At 56.7% G+C, this 14666-nt stretch carries 14 protein-coding genes and 1 tRNA gene; 8 read left to right on the top strand and 7 right to left on the bottom strand.

The features are described 5' to 3' along the window. Positions 1 to 1506 carry a flagellar hook-length control protein FliK gene (locus H4N61_RS14480; RefSeq protein ID WP_182394346.1) on the bottom strand — a complete coding sequence of 502 codons (1506 nt, stop codon included), beginning with the start codon at positions 1504 to 1506 and terminating at the stop codon, positions 1 to 3. Positions 1507 to 1756: 250 nt separating this feature from the next. Between H4N61_RS14480 and mnmA the strand changes: the two genes are divergently transcribed. After that, positions 1757 to 2908 (top strand): tRNA 2-thiouridine(34) synthase MnmA, encoded by a 1152-nt coding sequence (gene mnmA, locus H4N61_RS14475; protein WP_182394345.1) that lies wholly within the window; start codon positions 1757 to 1759, stop codon positions 2906 to 2908. A gap of 46 nt (positions 2909 to 2954) precedes the next feature. Here the strand turns inward: mnmA and H4N61_RS14470 are convergent, their stop codons facing one another. Next, positions 2955 to 3149: a hypothetical protein gene (locus H4N61_RS14470; protein WP_169195368.1), complete on the bottom strand. Its 195-nt coding sequence runs from the start codon at positions 3147 to 3149 to the stop codon at positions 2955 to 2957. A 105-nt stretch (positions 3150 to 3254) separates the two neighbouring features. Between H4N61_RS14470 and H4N61_RS14465 the strand changes: the two genes are divergently transcribed. The 3 genes from H4N61_RS14465 to H4N61_RS14455 all read left to right on the top strand — a co-directional run bounded on the left by H4N61_RS14465 (position 3255) and on the right by H4N61_RS14455 (position 6603). Beyond that, on the top strand, positions 3255 to 3806 hold the full coding sequence (locus H4N61_RS14465) for an RNA polymerase sigma factor (protein WP_182394344.1): 552 nt from the start codon (positions 3255 to 3257) through the stop codon (positions 3804 to 3806). A 173-nt stretch (positions 3807 to 3979) separates the two neighbouring features. Next, on the top strand, positions 3980 to 5812 hold the full coding sequence (locus H4N61_RS14460; RefSeq protein WP_248306524.1) for a VWA domain-containing protein: 1833 nt from the start codon (positions 3980 to 3982) through the stop codon (positions 5810 to 5812). Between the two features lie 74 nt (positions 5813 to 5886). Then, positions 5887 to 6603, top strand: a complete 717-nt coding sequence (locus H4N61_RS14455) for a hypothetical protein (protein ID WP_182394342.1) — start codon at positions 5887 to 5889, stop codon at positions 6601 to 6603. A 42-nt stretch (positions 6604 to 6645) separates the two neighbouring features. Here H4N61_RS14455 and H4N61_RS14450 read toward each other — a convergent pair whose 3' ends face one another. The 5 genes from H4N61_RS14450 to H4N61_RS14425 form a co-directional block, all read right to left on the bottom strand. Then, positions 6646 to 7596, bottom strand: coding sequence for a ring-cleaving dioxygenase (locus H4N61_RS14450; RefSeq protein ID WP_182394340.1), 951 nt, complete (start codon positions 7594 to 7596; stop codon positions 6646 to 6648). 451 nt (positions 7597 to 8047) lie between these two features. Then, complete coding sequence (locus H4N61_RS14440; RefSeq protein ID WP_182394339.1) at positions 8048 to 8464, bottom strand: IS1 family transposase; 417 nt, start codon at positions 8462 to 8464, stop codon at positions 8048 to 8050. Between the two features lie 112 nt (positions 8465 to 8576). Beyond that, positions 8577 to 9581 (bottom strand): DUF4344 domain-containing metallopeptidase, encoded by a 1005-nt coding sequence (locus H4N61_RS14435; RefSeq protein WP_182394337.1) that lies wholly within the window; start codon positions 9579 to 9581, stop codon positions 8577 to 8579. A gap of 20 nt (positions 9582 to 9601) precedes the next feature. Beyond that, entirely contained in the window at positions 9602 to 10603 is a 1002-nt protein-coding gene (locus H4N61_RS14430) for a DUF4344 domain-containing metallopeptidase (RefSeq protein WP_182394336.1), read from the bottom strand. 138 nt (positions 10604 to 10741) lie between these two features. Further along, the gene (locus H4N61_RS14425; RefSeq protein WP_182394335.1) at positions 10742 to 11098 is read right to left on the bottom strand and encodes a DUF2200 domain-containing protein; all 357 of its coding nucleotides are present in this window, start codon (positions 11096 to 11098) and stop codon (positions 10742 to 10744) included. Positions 11099 to 11185: 87 nt separating this feature from the next. Here H4N61_RS14425 and H4N61_RS18380 point away from each other — a divergent pair, with 87 nt between their 5' ends. From H4N61_RS18380 to H4N61_RS14405, 4 genes are all read left to right on the top strand, one after another. Next, positions 11186 to 11440: a hypothetical protein gene (locus tag H4N61_RS18380; protein ID WP_248305980.1), complete on the top strand. Its 255-nt coding sequence runs from the start codon at positions 11186 to 11188 to the stop codon at positions 11438 to 11440. A gap of 222 nt (positions 11441 to 11662) precedes the next feature. After that, positions 11663 to 12910: a putative DNA modification/repair radical SAM protein gene (locus H4N61_RS14415; protein WP_182394334.1), complete on the top strand. Its 1248-nt coding sequence runs from the start codon at positions 11663 to 11665 to the stop codon at positions 12908 to 12910. Positions 12911 to 12915: 5 nt separating this feature from the next. After that, entirely contained in the window at positions 12916 to 14412 is a 1497-nt protein-coding gene (locus H4N61_RS14410; RefSeq protein ID WP_182394333.1) for a UdgX family uracil-DNA binding protein, read from the top strand. Between the two features lie 37 nt (positions 14413 to 14449). Further along, positions 14450 to 14526: transfer RNA gene (locus tag H4N61_RS14405), tRNA-Met, on the top strand. Positions 14527 to 14666: the final 140 nt, after the last annotated feature.

Below are 14666 nucleotides of genomic sequence, written 5' to 3'. Positions count from 1 at the left end.
CTAAGCAAGGATGTTGAGCCCGCTAGCTTGGAGTGAGCCGCGGTAGAGCGTGACCTGTGGAACAGGTTCGGATGTCGTATCGTCGGATTCGAGCAACGCTTCTGCGCGATCAAATGGGCTGCCGTCGCGATTGGCTTGCTGGTCATTCTGCTTGAGCGAGAATTCGAGCGTAGCGCGATGGGCATCGATGCCGGCTTGTTGCAGCGCACGTTCAAGTGCGCGCTGGTCGCGTTGCATCATGTCGAGGGTTTCTGGCCGTTCGACAATCAGTTTGGCGTTCAACTGACCATTCTGGTCCACGTCGAGACGCACATCAATGCGACCCAGCTCGGCTGGATCTAGGCGAATCTGGAAGCGGGAGATGCCGCCCTCCATCTGCCTGGACATTTCAAAGGCTATCGCCGGAATGTTGAGCTGTTGTTGGCTCGACAAATAGGTCTGCGGAATAGTGCGCAGGGCGGCAGCTTCAATTTTTATGTCTGCGGTTTGCGCAGTTGGAACGTCAACGATCTGGGTAGACGCTGGAATTATATCTGCCAGCTTGGCAGTGGTCGGGGCAGCCACAGGGCGACGGTCAGCAGGTGCGCCGTCGTTCGACTGCTTGGCGTCACTGTTGTCATCGCCTGAAGATGCCGTGCTGGTTTCGGCAAACTTGGGCTCGGAAAGTGTCGTCGGCGTCGAAGACGTGTCTTCAGCACTGCCTGCCAGAAGCTGGTCGGACATTTTGAGCGTCCGAACTGCCAATACCGGGCCGGTGGGTTGGTCTGCTGCTGATTTGGCGAGGCGGAGAAGAGATTGCTCGACGTCATTGGGACGCGGCTTGTCAGCGGCAAGTCCCAAAGAAGCGAGCTTGTTGGCGTCGACTTCGCCAGCCTCGATAGCGGCAAGCAGCTTGGCCAATTTCTCATTGATCTGCGCGATAGCTTCCGCGGCCTCGGCAGATTTATCGAGGCCGTTGGTGCCCCCGAGCGACCGGATTAGCGTGGCGAAATAGCCTTCTGCCGAGGTCGCATCGTTCGGCACGCCATTGAGCAGCGCTGTGAGATCAGCTGAAGCGGTCAAAGCTTCAAAATTGACGCCCATCTGATTGGCCAGCTGGCTCAACGTGTTGTTGATTTGCGCCAGCAATTCCGGGTCCATTGCCTGGCCACTTTCCAAGCTGTCGCGGAGCTGCGCCAGAGCGTCGCTCAACGCAACCAATTGTGTGGTGTCGATAGGCGGCGGCACCGGCGCAGCTGTGGGATCAACGACTTCGATTTCTTCGTTGTCTTCAATAGGAGCGGGTTCGTGCTGGTGAGCGGCAGAATTAGTCGGCTCAGTAGGAGGCGGGGTATCCTTCTTGGGAGCAGGTTCCACCGCTTTGCTCGTATTGGTGCCTGAAAGCAGCGCTGCGAAATCGCTGCCGCCTGAGTTTTTGCCATTGCTGGGCTGGCTCTGCTGGCTTGCAAATGCCTGAGCCGCCGCACTGGAGCTGCCACCATTGATAGCGAAAGAATTAGGAGCCACTGGGAGCCTCAATACACAATACTGAGCGTTGTGATGCAAAACCCCTGCCATTTTGAGATCTGCTCAGTAAACTCAAGGATTTCAGGGGTGTAGCGGGATTGTTATGCGGTAGCCGCTCTGGGTGTCCGAGTAAGAACTACCGTGTTGGGGCAAAAGCTGCCGGGTAGGAATGGACAGCGCTAACGCTTCGGCGTAGAACGCGCCCCACAGTTTCCGCTGGCCCTTGAACCCATCCGGACACAAAAGAGAAATGTTGAACTCGCTTGATATTGCCAAGCGCCCCGAAGACACTCGCGTTGTTGTCGCGATGTCCGGTGGCGTAGACTCCTCCGTTGTTGCTGGCCTTCTTGCCCGTCAGGGCTATGAAGTTGTTGGCGTTACGCTTCAGCTTTATGACCATGGCGAAGCCACACACCGTAAGGGTGCGTGCTGCGCTGGCCAGGACATTCACGATGCGCGTCGCGTTGCCGCTAAGCTCGGCATTCCGCACTATGTTCTCGATTACGAAGAACGCTTCAAAAGCTCGGTGATTGAGCCTTTCGCCAATGCCTATCAGCAGGGCGAAACGCCAGTGCCGTGCATTGCGTGCAATCAGTCGGTGAAGTTCGTTGATCTCATGACGGTCGCGCGTGACCTTGGTGCCGATGTTTTGGCAACGGGGCACTATGTGCAGGACCGGATTGGTGCCGACGGCAAGCGCGAGCTTTACCGTCCGGTCGATAGCGATCGCGACCAGACGTACTTCCTCTTCGCCACCACGCAGGACCAGCTCGACTTTTTGCGCTTCCCGCTCGGCGGGATGGGCAAGCCGCAGGTGCGTGAACTAGCGCGTGAGCTCGGCCTTGAGATTGCGGAAAAGCACGACAGCCAAGACATCTGCTTTGTGCCGCAGGGGAAATATTCCGACATCATCCGCAAGATGCATCCGGAAGCCTTCTCTACGGGCGAGATCGTGCATTTGGACGGTCGCGTGCTCGGCGAACATGACGGTATCGTCAATTACACCATTGGTCAGCGTAAGGGGCTCGGCGTTGCCGCCGGGGAGCCGCTTTACGTGATTAAGCTCGAGCACAAGACCGGGCGCGTCATTGTGGGTCCGCGCGAAGCGCTCAAGACCCATACCGTGCGTTTGCGCAATGTGAACTGGTTGGGTTCGGTGCCGTTGGCCGAAGCAGCGTCGGGTAATGGCGCCCCTGTGGAAGTGAAGGTGCGGTCCACCCGTGGCCCGCAGCCCGGCGTCATTCAAATGCGTGACGGCGAGGTATATGTGACCTTGGTCACTGGCGAATACGGCATCTCGCCCGGGCAGGCTTGCGTCTTCTACGTTGACGATAGCCAAACCAGCCAAGTCCTCGGCGGCGGCTTTATCGCTGAAGCCGTGCCGCAGGCGCTGGTGGCATAGTTTGAAATTGAAGTGGGCCTCATCAATTCGGTGAGGCCCATTTTGTTTATTGGGCTGGTGCCACTTCGACCTGGGCTGGCGTTGCCGTTTTGGCAGCGTTGTTCGCTTCCTTCAGCGCCTCATAGGTGTGCAGACCACCCATCGACATCGAAATGGTGATGATGGCCAGCAGCGCGCCCATGCAAAGAATGAGAATGCGTCCACTGGTTAGGCCGAAGGGGAGGGGCTTTTTCTCGGTCATTGGCTCGTTCCAAACTTTTTTACCGCACACACCTAAGGAGTGGTGCTTGTGGGGCGTCTTACTCTGCACAATAGCTGTTCGAGTAAAAATGTGCATGCTCAAGTGATGGGACTGTCCGCCGCACCAGAGCCAAAAACTACAGCGACGAGTCATGCGCTAGCGATCCGCGCGCGCAATGGTGATCCTGAGGCTTTTGGCGTGCTTATAGCTGAGCACTATGATGCAATCTACCGTACCGCGTGGCGGTGGTGCGGAAATCGAGATGACGCCGAAGACATCGCTCAGGAAGTTTGCGTTAAGATCGGCCAGGCCATTGCCGGGTTTGACGGACGCAGCGCTTTTTCAAGTTGGGCCTATCGCATTACGTTCAATGCAGTGCGCGACTTTCAACGCGCCCGGCAAACGCGTGGGAACTATGCCAAGGCCTATTCGCAGGTCTCACTCGATGATCAGCCTGCCGAACAGGAAATGGCCACCACAAGCAATGAGCTTTGGGCGGCGGTGCGCACACTTCCTGAGAAACAACGCGACGCTGTGCTCTTGGTCTACGCCGAAGAGCTGAGCCACGCGGAAGCCGCAGACATTATGGGTATCAAGGAGGCCACTGTGTCCTTCCATGTCCACGAAGCCCGCAAGACTTTGAGTGGGTTCTTATGAGCCACCAGAACGATCCATTTTCCTCGTTGAACCGCGTAGAGCCGCCAGCACCGCGAGACGATGCGCGCGCTCGAGCACTCGCCGCTGCGAGCGCTGCCTTTGCGACGGCTCAGGCCGCGGGAGTGCAAAAAAACGAAAAGCCGACCCAAGGTTCTGCTTGGGGGAACCGTCTTATGTCCATCATCAAAAACCTCTCGAAGGGTTCGATCATGGATATGCGTCTTCCTATCGGCAGTTTGGCCATTGCCCTCGTTGTGCTGCCACTCGGGTATCATCTTTATAACTCGACTGCGCTGACCCAAGCCCCGTCAGTCGTTCAAACCGAAGCAGACACGCAGAAGCTTGAAGTGGTGCCGGCCGAGCCCGCTGTTGAGCCAGAGGTATTGGCAGAAGCTGCGCCCGCTATTGCGCAAGAAGCGCCTGCGGCGCCAGCGCTCGACATGGCCATTGCCCCGCCGCCCGCGCCATTGCCATCAGAGGCGATCATGCGTGCGCCAGCGCCATCGGTTGGAGCCATCGCCACCCGCCAAGCGGCGCAGATGGTGCAGGGCGGTGCACCTATGGCCGCAATGGCCGAAAACCCTGTAGGTGGCAGTTTTACCGAGTTTGACGAGCAACGCCTCAAGGTCGCGGCTGAAGAGCCGGTTTCGACATTTTCCCTTGATGTTGATACAGCCAGCTATGCCTTCACGCGCCGAGCGCTCAACGATGGCTTCGTGCCGCCAGCGGACGCTATTCGTATCGAAGAGCTGATCAATTATTTTCCTTATGATTACCCCGCGCCGGAGGCGGATGGCGCGCCGTTCTCCTCTGAGGTCAAAATCTTCCCGACGCCGTGGAACAATAAGACCCAGATCATGCAGATCGGCATCAAGGGTAGCGATGTGGTGCGTGAAGAAACCAGCAGTAATCTGGTGTTTCTGATCGATACGTCTGGATCAATGGAATATGCCGACAAGCTCCCGCTGCTCAAACGCGCCTTCGCGCTTTTGCTGGATCAGCTGTCGGGTGACGATACGGTCTCCATCGTCACCTATGCGGGCTCTGCTGGCGTGGCGCTCGAGCCTACGAGCGCGAACAATAAAGCCAAGATTATGGACGCACTTGATCAGCTCTACGCCGGAGGCAGTACGGCTGGGGCGGAAGGGATTGAGCTCGCCTATAAGCTCGCCGAGCAAGCCAAGATTGCAGGGGGCACCAATCGGGTGATCCTCGCCACGGACGGTGATTTCAACGTGGGTATTGATGACCCGCGTGCCCTTGAGAAGTTCATCGCGATCAAGCGCGACAGTGGCATTAGCCTGTCTGTTTTGGGTTTTGGGCGGGGCAATCTTGATGATGCGACCATGCAGGCACTCGCCCAAAATGGGAACGGCAATGCCAGCTATATTTCGAGCTTTGCTGAAGCTCGAAAAGTGTTGGTTGAGGAGGTGGGTGGAACGCTCCACACCATAGCCAAGGACGTCAAAGTTCAGGTCGAGTTCAATCCAGCAGTCATCGCTGAGTATCGTCTGATTGGTTACGAGACCCGCGCATTGAACCGCGAGGATTTCAACAATGATGCGGTGGATGCCGGCGAGGTTGGTGCTGGGACGACCGTGACTGCGCTTTACGAAATTACCCCGGTGGGATCGGGTGGGGAGCACGTTGACCCGCTGCGCTATGGGCAGACCTCGCCAACTGGGGCGGCCGAGGAAATCGCCTTTTTGAAAATGCGCTATAAGGCGCCTGAGGGCGCGGTTTCCGAGCTGATCGAAGTGCCGATTACGCCCGAGGTGGTTTATGGCGACATTGCCGACGCTGGCGTTGATGCACAGTTTTCCGCCGCTGTTGCCGCCTTTGGTCAGAAGCTGCGAGGCTCATCTTATGGAAAAACCATGAGTTGGGATGAGATCAAAACCCTCGCGCAAGCTGGGCGAGGCAATGACGAGGGCGGGTATCGTGCTGAGTTTATCCGCCTCATCGGCGACGCGGCAGCGCTACAGTCAGACCGTGCGGTAAAATAATAGGAGGGGCCGGACAAACCGGCCCCTTGTTTTTTGGTTATGCTGGCAGAAGCCTAGACGGAGGAGAGCGGACTGTGCGGGGATTTGATTTTTCGACTTGGCAGGGAGTGCTCACAAGTCTGATTGGCATCGCTCTGTTTGCTCTGGTTGGTATTGGCATTCGGCTAGTGATGATGACGACCATTCAGCAGCGCCAGCAGCGAATGAACCGGCAAATCAATGAGCGGCTTAAGACGCTGATCGCGGCCTATAAGGTTTTGGGTGGTTCCTTTACGGGACGCCTATCGGTTGATCCGCGCCATTTGCGTGACATCCGTGCAGCAGAAAAAGCCGCTGCCGAAAGTGGGGAGGTCGAAAGCTCGCCGCGTACGATGAGCGATGAGATGTTCGAACGGGTGCGCCAGGTGCGCGATGCGGTGGAGGCCGCACTGTCGGACATTATTCTTTTGGGCACTGATGAACAGGTTCGACTTGCCGAGAAGGCGGCGCGAGAGTTGGTCGCTGGCAATCAAATCCATACCCATGACCTCGTGGTGTCGCTGCGCAATTATATTCGTGACGCGCTTGACCTAGATCCCATTCCCAAAGACCTCGAAATTCCGATGCAAGGTCCCACACGTCCTGCCGCTGGCGGTGCTCGTGGCGGACGTGGCGCGGGTTCAGGCGGTGGACGTGAAGGAGGCGGTGGCCAAGGGGGAGGGGGCGCCGGTGGCACTGGCGGCGGGATGGGAATGGGACTTGGCATGGGAGGGCGCGCGGCAGACGACGGGCTCCCGCCATCTCGACCATAGGGCACAAGAGCAAAGGCCGGAGTTTCCTCCGGCCTTTAGTTTTTATTCGAGTGGCTTCAGGCCCGCTTCGATTTGAGCGCGGTGCGGCTCAAGGAATGGTGGTAGCGCTAGGCTTTCGCCCAGAGTTTCCATTGGTTCGTCTGCAGCAAAGCCAGGAACGTCTGTCGCCAGTTCGAACAGGATGCCGTTCGGCTCATGGAAGTAGAGCGAGGTGAAGTAGAAGCGCTCCACTTCGCCCGACGAGCGAATGCCGAAGCTGTTGATGCGATCGATCCAAGCGCGCAGATCATCCTGATCCTTGGTGCGGAAGGCGACATGGTGCACCCCACCAGCGCCCGGGCGAGCCCGTGGCAGATCAGGGTTGACCGAGACATGCACTTCAGCGCCCGGACCGCCGGGACCCATTTCGTAAACGAAAACCTCGCCCTTGCGGTCGCGGGCCGGATAGTTGCGGACCTGACGCATGTTCATGACGCGGGTTAGCATCGCATCGGTTGGCGCCAGCTCCGGCACAGACAGCGTGATCGGGCCAAGGCCGATAATCTGCTTTTCGGCTGGGACCGGCGACTTCGCCCAAGGAACAACCTTGTTCTTGTCGTCGACGAGGAGGCGGAAGCGTTGGCCTTCGAAATCCTCAAAATCCATCGAGACATGGCCAAAGCGTTCTTTGATGCCGCTGGTCGCAACATTCTGATCAGCCAGATGTTCCTTCCACCATTGCAAGGTCGCTTCGCTGTCAACACGCAGGCCGGTGCGGCCGACGGTGTGATTACCGCGCTGTTCACGCATGGTGGGGAAGTCGAAGAAGGTCATGTCTGCGCCCGGAGAGGCAACGCCGTCACCATAAAACAGGTGATAGGCCGAGGTGTCGTCCTGATTGACCGTCTTCTTGATCAGACGCATGCCCAGGGTCTTCGTGTAGAATTTCAGGTTGCGCGGTGCATCTGCCGTCACTGCCGTCAGATGGTGAATGCCGCCAAGTTCCAGGGTCATTTTGTATTCTCCTAGCGCGGCGCCAGTGCGCCGTTGTTCGAGACTGAATGTATGTCAGGATTAGGGGTTCAGAAACTGCGTAATAAGCAACGGATTGGTGTCGATTGATGAACAGTCGGGCGCAGCAGAAACAGAAAAGCCCCGACCGAGGCCGGGACTGTTCATTTGGGACTCCTTATGAGGTGTCTGTTGAAGAACAGATTGAGCGTAATCTCGAGCATCTGCACTGTTTTGGAGACGCGCTTTGTCCGCCGATTGAACCGCGCAAGATTGTCCCTGATTGAGGAATTGGAGGACTCAATCAGGTGGGTTTGCGCCTTTGTTTCCAGATGTGGCACGGTCACGCCATTGCGCTTGAAAGCGAGTGCGTAACAAGAGTTGGCATCGGTAAAGATGGCCCCGATCTCACCCACAGCCTGAAGGGCCAAGCGATAGGCCGTGATCGCACTTTCTACGCCTTTGTCACCGATGTGGTGGGCAACAACGCGGCGCTGTCTTCGGCTATAAACGGTCCAGATAACCGCTCGCTGCTGTTTTTTTGGACGTAGGTATAGATCTCGTCCATCTCAATAATATCGGGCCCGCTCGCTGGCGTACCGCGCTGAGCCGCAATCCGCTCTTGCAAGATGTCGTGCTCCTTGCGGATCCATTTAAGGACCGCGGCTGGGGAGGCCGAAAGGACGCGCCCAATGGCCCTAATGCCGGTGCCGTTGAGATACATCTGAACGGCCTGCGCTTTTGTCTCAGCGCTGAATTTAGGGGCGCGATCAGTAAAGTACCGACCACACTGCTTACAGCTAAATCGCTGGTAACCCGCCTTGAGGCCGCGCTTGACCGTGGCAGTGCTAGAACAATCTGGACAATCCATCTCAAACCCTCCGGCAAATCACCCCCAAGCAGTCAAACTAGAATCCCAAATGAGCAAGTTGTAAACAGTCCCACCGAGGCCAGGGCTTTGTGATTGGGGACTATGAGACAGATCAGTGCGCCTGTGGGGTCATGAACGTCTCAATGAGATATTTCCAGCCACCAGAGTAGCGCGCGTATTCCTGAGCGCATTTGCTGACACGGCTGAACGGGACAAGATTGAGATCATCCGTTTTCGCGATCCATTCGGCTTCACGACCGACGATGAATTCAGGGTGGTCATTGTAGAAACTATTGAGCATCGTGCCGCCCGAGACAACGATCTCGGCATAGGTTTCCGGGGCGGCACCCATGAGCAGACACATGATGTCGATGCTGCGCTTGGCACCGAACGTATGGGTATCGGCCCAATATCTTTGGTTCACCTCCACCCCGATCGGAAGCAAGCTTTCAAAGAAGTAGGCCCCCAGTAGAGCGAGGCGTGAGGAGCGCTCCTGCAGGGGTTGCCCGGGTTCATCTGCTGCGAGCAAAAGGAAGGTGGCGAACTGGTCTACGGCATCTTCTTCGCGGCCCGTGACGGGTAGTTCGAACAAATCGACCATGCCGTGGCCGATCTCGTGGAGCATTACGAATGCTGTTGAGCCGAGAAGAACTTCGACCTGGTCGGCCCACTTAAAGGCGTTCCGATAGGCGTCCTCTTTCTCCTGAAAGCTCTGGTTGAACCCGGTTAAGAGCTCGTAGCACATACTTATTTCTTTTAAGGCCGGGCTCCAGTACGCGTTGGATTCCCCGCAGTTCTTAAATCGGACCGGCACGTCCTGCGGCAGGGCAATCTGATCGGCAAGAGAGTCCAACAAGCCAACAAACGCTGGCTCGTTCTGCAGCGTCGTTCGTACGAGCGCTTCTGCGCGCGTTGTCGTTTCCTCGAAGGAGACGATGAACCGGTGCTCGCCGAGTTGCTGGCCGGCCGCTGCACCAGGTTCGAGAGCCTCAAGGTCGGCTTTTTCGATCAGGGTTGGCGTTTCAACGTTATCTGCGGCGCCGGTGTCCTGAGCCAAGACTGCGGTTACGCCAAGGGAGAGAACCGCTGTGGCAAGAACGAGAGATGTGAGTTTCATGTGTGTCTCCTCGTTCCCGCTCAGTTCGACTTCGGGGTCATGAAAGTTTCAATCAAATAGTCCCAGCTCGCCTCATATTTGGCATAGTCCATAGGGCACAGCCGAGCGCGCATCCACGGGATGAGATTGAGATCGTCCGCTCGGTTCAGCGCTTCAACCAGTGCAGGACCTGTGAAGGCGTCCGGGTTCTGCGCGGCGTAGTCGGCGATCATGGTGAAACCGGGCATTACTGGTAAGGAGTAAGCGTCGGGATCGGAACCAAATACCATGCAGAGCATGTCCATGCCGCGCTGTTGCGCTAAGCTGTGCTCATCGCCCCAGTAGTGGCGCGGCGCACGTTCCATCGGCAGTTCTGTTCTCATCATCCCATAGGCAGCCAAGAGGGCTAGGCGCGACGGGCGCTCCGCCAGAGCCTGATCCTCCTCATCGGAGTTGGTGACGATAAAGATTGCAAACTGATCGACCACATCTTCTTCGCGGCCGGTGATGGGCAGGTCGAAGAGTGTCACCATTCCATGGCCGATTTCGTGCAGGAGCACGAAAAGCGTTGAGCCAATGGTGACTTGGCGGTGGTCCGCCCATGGGAAAATTGGTGCGAACTTGTTGTCCAGCGTCGAATAATCATCAAAAAACTGGGCCGCGAGTTCGTAGCACATGGTTACGGTGTGGTCGTTGCGGCTCCAGTAGGCATTGGGTTCGCCGCACTCTTGGAAAATCACGGGCACGGTTTCAGGAAGGGCGATCTGGTCAGAAAGCTCATCGAGAACGCTGGCGAAAACGCCAGTCCGTTCAAGCATATTCTTGATCAGAGCGAGTTCGTTGTTCTGTGTCGGAGCGAACTCTAAGGTGAATCTATATTGGCCAAGTGCATCACCGACGACTTCCCCGGGGAGTAGTTCGAGCGGGACACCGGCTTCTAAAGCCATGAAATCTTGATTGGTCTCGCTTGGCTCTGCTTGCGCAAAAGCCGGATTTAGGGCCAAAGCCAACATCCCCACTGCGCCGAAACACGCAAGTCTCATACTTATTCTCCTGCCCGCAATTTGTGCTCGCTCAGTGATTTACGCTGATCGCCTAGGGCGCGGTCAAGGATGTTCTGTAAATAGTACTTACTGATTTTTGCCGGTATGCAGTGCGTTAGGATTGAGCACGGGCTTGGCTTAGCTTCGCATTATTTTATTGAGTGCTTTGCCTTTGGCCATTTCATCGACCAATTTGTCCATGAAGCGGATGTTCTGAACGGTCTGATTGTCGATGTCTTGAACGCGGACACCGCAGATCACGCCCGTTATGAGTGACTTAGCAGGATTGAGTTTTGGCGCTCGGGCAAAGAAGGCTTCAAGCGTGCGTTCATCTGCTATCGCCTCGCCCAGGCTCTGCGCATCGTGGCCGGTGAGCCAGAACAAGACCTGGTCGAGTTCCTCTTTCGAGCGTCCTTTACGCTCAATTTTTTGCAGATAGAGCACATAGATTTTGCCGAATGTGTAATTGAATAGGCGTGTGTGATCGCTATCCATGTTCTGGCTCGTCCCAGTTAAGAGTATGGTGTTTCACAAAACTTGCGAGACATTATTGGCTATGATGAAATCCCTGCGGAGGATTTCATGACGAAGAATATTTCTATTGTGGCTCTCGCGCTTATCGCGATTGTTTTCTGTTTTCCGGTATCTGACAGCTTTGCGCAAGAAGGAACGCGTTGCAACATTAAGGGCAACGTCAGCACTCGTGGCGAGAAGATCTACCACGTTCCCGGGCAGCGTTATTACGCCGAGACCCGCATTAGCGCGTCGCATGGAGAGCGCTGGTTTTGTTCCGAACAAGAAGCTCGGGCCGCAGGCTGGCGTCGATCGAAGGTGTGAAGGCGGCTATAGTTCGTGACATCGGCCGGCTGACCATTCCATTCGCGGCGGTAATGTCGTTGAATTGTGGTTCTGACTTCGGTTGATTGATCCTGCGTCTTTTTGTGGGTCGACATTCTGACAGGCTGTGAAGGGGCGGGGATAAGTCCACTTCACATTCCTGCAATCCTATTTTCATCCCGCCGCTTGTCGCGCTACAAGGGTGAGAACAAAGGATGAACAATGGCTCCGCTGACTCTCAACCGAAAGCTCGCTATTCTCGCCGATGCAGCCAAGTATGACGCGTCTTGCGCGTCGAGCGGCACGGAGAAACGCAATAGTTCGGACGGCAAGGGGATTGGCTCGACCGAGGGGAGCGGCATTTGCCATTCCTACGCACCCGATGGCCGCTGCATTAGCCTGCTCAAGCTGCTCCTGACCAATTTCTGCATCTATGATTGTGCTTATTGCATCAATCGTTCGTCCTCCAATGTTCAGCGCGCGCGGTTCTCTGTCGAAGAGATGGTCAACCTCACGCTCGATTTTTATCGTCGCAACTATATTGAAGGCCTTTTTCTATCATCGGGGATAATTAAATCGCCGGACCATACGATGGAGGAGATGGTGCGCGTGGCCAAAGCGCTGCGCGAAGTGCACCATTTCAAGGGCTATATCCATCTTAAGGTGATCCCAAATGCCGCGCCGGAACTGCTTATTGAGGCAGGGCGGTGGGCCGATCGCCTCTCGACCAATATTGAGCTGCCGACCGACGTGGCGCTGGAAACCTTGGCCCCCGAAAAGCGACCATCGGAAATCCGTACGGCCATGGCCAATCTGCGGGGCAAACTGGACGAGGCCAAGCCCGATAAAAAGCCGCTGTTGAGCAAGGCAAAAAAGCAGAAATTCGCGCCTGCCGGGCAGTCCACGCAGATGATCGTGGGCGCAGACGGGGCCAATGACAGCGCAATCCTTACCCGCGCGGCCGGGCTTTATTCGGGCTATCGGCTGAAGCGGGTGTACTACTCTGCATTTTCGCCCATTCCTGACGCATCGTCGCGCCTGCCGCTGAAGGCACCGCCGCTGATGCGGGAACATCGGCTCTACCAGGCCGATTGGCTTATTCGGTTTTATGGATTTGATGTTCCTGAAATTGTTTCGGGTGGGGATGATCAGGGGCTGCTCGATCTCGCGATCGACCCCAAATTGGCTTGGGCCCTGAAACAGCGACAGAATTTTCCCGTGGATGTGAACCGCGCCGATCGGGAAATGTTGCTGCGCGTGCCTGGGCTTGGCGTGCGTAGCGTCGATCGCATCATCGCTTCGCGTCGGTTCCAGCGCCTCAGGCTTGAAGATGTGGCGAAGATGGCCGCGTCGATCGACAAGGTTCGCCCCTTTATCGCTGCCTCCGATTGGACGCCGGGCGGGCTGACCGACGACGCAAAGCTTCGCGAAAGGCTCGCCCCGCCGCCTGAGCAAATGAGCCTGTTTTAAGCGCTATGTTGGCGATCCGACTGATCAAGCCCAACGATCTTGACGAATGGCGCGGCAAGGCGCGTCGCCTGTTGGCGGCAGGCGTTGCGCCGCATGACGTTGTTTGGCGCTATGGGACAGATCAAAACGGGCTGTTCGAAGCGGGTGAGGAGCTGCTGCCGGAAGCCAATGGCCCCGTGGGGTCCGTGCCGAAGGAATTTATTGAGCTGGCGCGTGGGGCGATACAGCACTCCGATCCTGCGCGGTTCGATGGGCTTTATCGTTTGTTGTGGCGGCTGCAAAAAGACCGCTCTCTGGTGCATGTCGCCTCTGATCGCGACATGCTTCTGCTGACGCGGCTTGCCTCCGGGGTGAGACGAGACAGCCACAAGATGAAAGCCTTTGTGCGCTTTCGGCGGCTCGAAGACGAGAGCTGCGCCAATGGCGAACATTTTGTCTCGTGGTTTGAGCCTGAACACTTTGTGCTCGAGGCGACGGCCCCCTTTTTCGTGCGCCGCTTTGCCAGCATGGATTGGGCCATTATCACACCCTATGCCAGCGCCTTTTGGGATACGGAGACGCTCACTTTTGGACCGGGCGGCCAAAAGAGCGATGTTCCGCAAGAGGATAGCGTCGAGGACGATTGGCGCACCTATTATCGGTCCATTTTCAATCCGGCGCGGTTGAAGGTGTCGATGATGAAATCGGAGATGCCGGTCAAATATTGGAAGAACCTGCCTGAGGCCGAGGAGATTGGAAGCCTCATCCGTGATGCCAAGGCGATGGAAGTGCTGATGATTGCGCAGGCAAGCTCGCAACCGCCAGCGCGCCATATGCGGATGCAGGACCGCGTTGTGGCAGCGCAGCCGGTGGATATTGAAACCCTCGCCGACGCGCGAGAGGCTATCCATTCTTGTAAAAACTGTCCGCTCCACGAATTCGCCACCCAGCCCGTGTTTGGCGAAGGTCCGGAAAACGCAGAGGTTTTGTTTGTTGGGGAACAGCCTGGCGACAGCGAGGACCTCGCGGGAAAGCCCTTCATTGGGCCTGCGGGGCAGGTGTTTGATGAGGTTTTGGGTCGGGTCGGGATCGACCGGAAAAAGATCTATGTGACCAATGCGGTCAAGCATTTCAAATTTGAACCGCGGGGCAAGCGCCGGATCCACCAAAGGCCTAGCGCTGGCGAAGTTCAAGCATGTCGGTTCTGGCTCGATATGGAGATTGCTATGGTGAAGCCCAAAATCATCGTGGCTTTGGGCGCGACAGCGGCGGAAAGCCTGCTCGGTCGGCGTGGCGTTTCCATTGCCGAGAGCCGAGGGAAGCCGTTCGCATTGGACAATGGTGCGCTCCTCTTTGTGACCAATCACCCCTCCTATCTCCTAAGGCTGCCGGACCCTGCAGTGCGGCAGGAGGAAATGGAAAAGTTCCAATCGGATCTGACACTTGTGCGAAACCTCATGATGGAAAAGGATATTCACAGCCTTGGTGCTGAAGCGCTTGACTTCAAAAGCAGACGGTTTTAGTAAGTCGCTCATCGGCGCACAACGCTGATGCCCTTGAGGCGGAGTAGCTCAGTTGGTTAGAGCGGCGGAATCATAATCCGTGTGTCCCCAGTTCAAATCTGGGCTTCGCTACCAATTTTAAGGCCCTGAAAACGAGAGTTTTCGGGGCCTTTTGGTCTTCAGCGTTCTGTTTTTTGGTCGGCTCATGCTGCGATTTTCGCGGCAAGGGACGACGCTATGCGCTGCGCAAATCTGCACAATTGTTATCAAGGGGA

This window comes from Devosia sp. MC521, assembly GCF_014127105.1.
Classification (GTDB): Bacteria; Pseudomonadota; Alphaproteobacteria; order Rhizobiales; family Devosiaceae; genus Devosia.
Note: the sequence above shows the minus strand (reverse complement) of the source record. Positions and strands in the feature narration are given on the sequence as shown.

Excerpts from the sequence above, each read along its gene's own strand:
- H4N61_RS14410 (WP_182394333.1), top strand. The coding sequence starts at position 12,916 with ATGTTGGCGATCCGACTGATCAAGCCCAACGATCTTGACGAATGGCGC.
- H4N61_RS14440 (WP_182394339.1), bottom strand. The coding sequence starts at position 8,464 with ATGGATTGTCCAGATTGTTCTAGCACTGCCACGGTCAAGCGCGGCCTC.
- H4N61_RS14470 (WP_169195368.1), bottom strand. The coding sequence starts at position 3,149 with ATGACCGAGAAAAAGCCCCTCCCCTTCGGCCTAACCAGTGGACGCATT.
- H4N61_RS14435 (WP_182394337.1), bottom strand. The coding sequence starts at position 9,581 with ATGAAACTCACATCTCTCGTTCTTGCCACAGCGGTTCTCTCCCTTGGC.
- H4N61_RS14425 (WP_182394335.1), bottom strand. The coding sequence starts at position 11,098 with ATGGATAGCGATCACACACGCCTATTCAATTACACATTCGGCAAAATC.
- mnmA (WP_182394345.1), top strand. The coding sequence starts at position 1,757 with ATGTTGAACTCGCTTGATATTGCCAAGCGCCCCGAAGACACTCGCGTT.
- H4N61_RS14430 (WP_182394336.1), bottom strand. The coding sequence starts at position 10,603 with ATGAGACTTGCGTGTTTCGGCGCAGTGGGGATGTTGGCTTTGGCCCTA.
- H4N61_RS14450 (WP_182394340.1), bottom strand. The coding sequence starts at position 7,596 with ATGACCCTGGAACTTGGCGGCATTCACCATCTGACGGCAGTGACGGCA.
- H4N61_RS14465 (WP_182394344.1), top strand. The coding sequence starts at position 3,255 with ATGGGACTGTCCGCCGCACCAGAGCCAAAAACTACAGCGACGAGTCAT.
- H4N61_RS14460 (WP_248306524.1), top strand. The coding sequence starts at position 3,980 with ATGTCCATCATCAAAAACCTCTCGAAGGGTTCGATCATGGATATGCGT.
- H4N61_RS14415 (WP_182394334.1), top strand. The coding sequence starts at position 11,663 with ATGGCTCCGCTGACTCTCAACCGAAAGCTCGCTATTCTCGCCGATGCA.
- H4N61_RS18380 (WP_248305980.1), top strand. The coding sequence starts at position 11,186 with ATGACGAAGAATATTTCTATTGTGGCTCTCGCGCTTATCGCGATTGTT.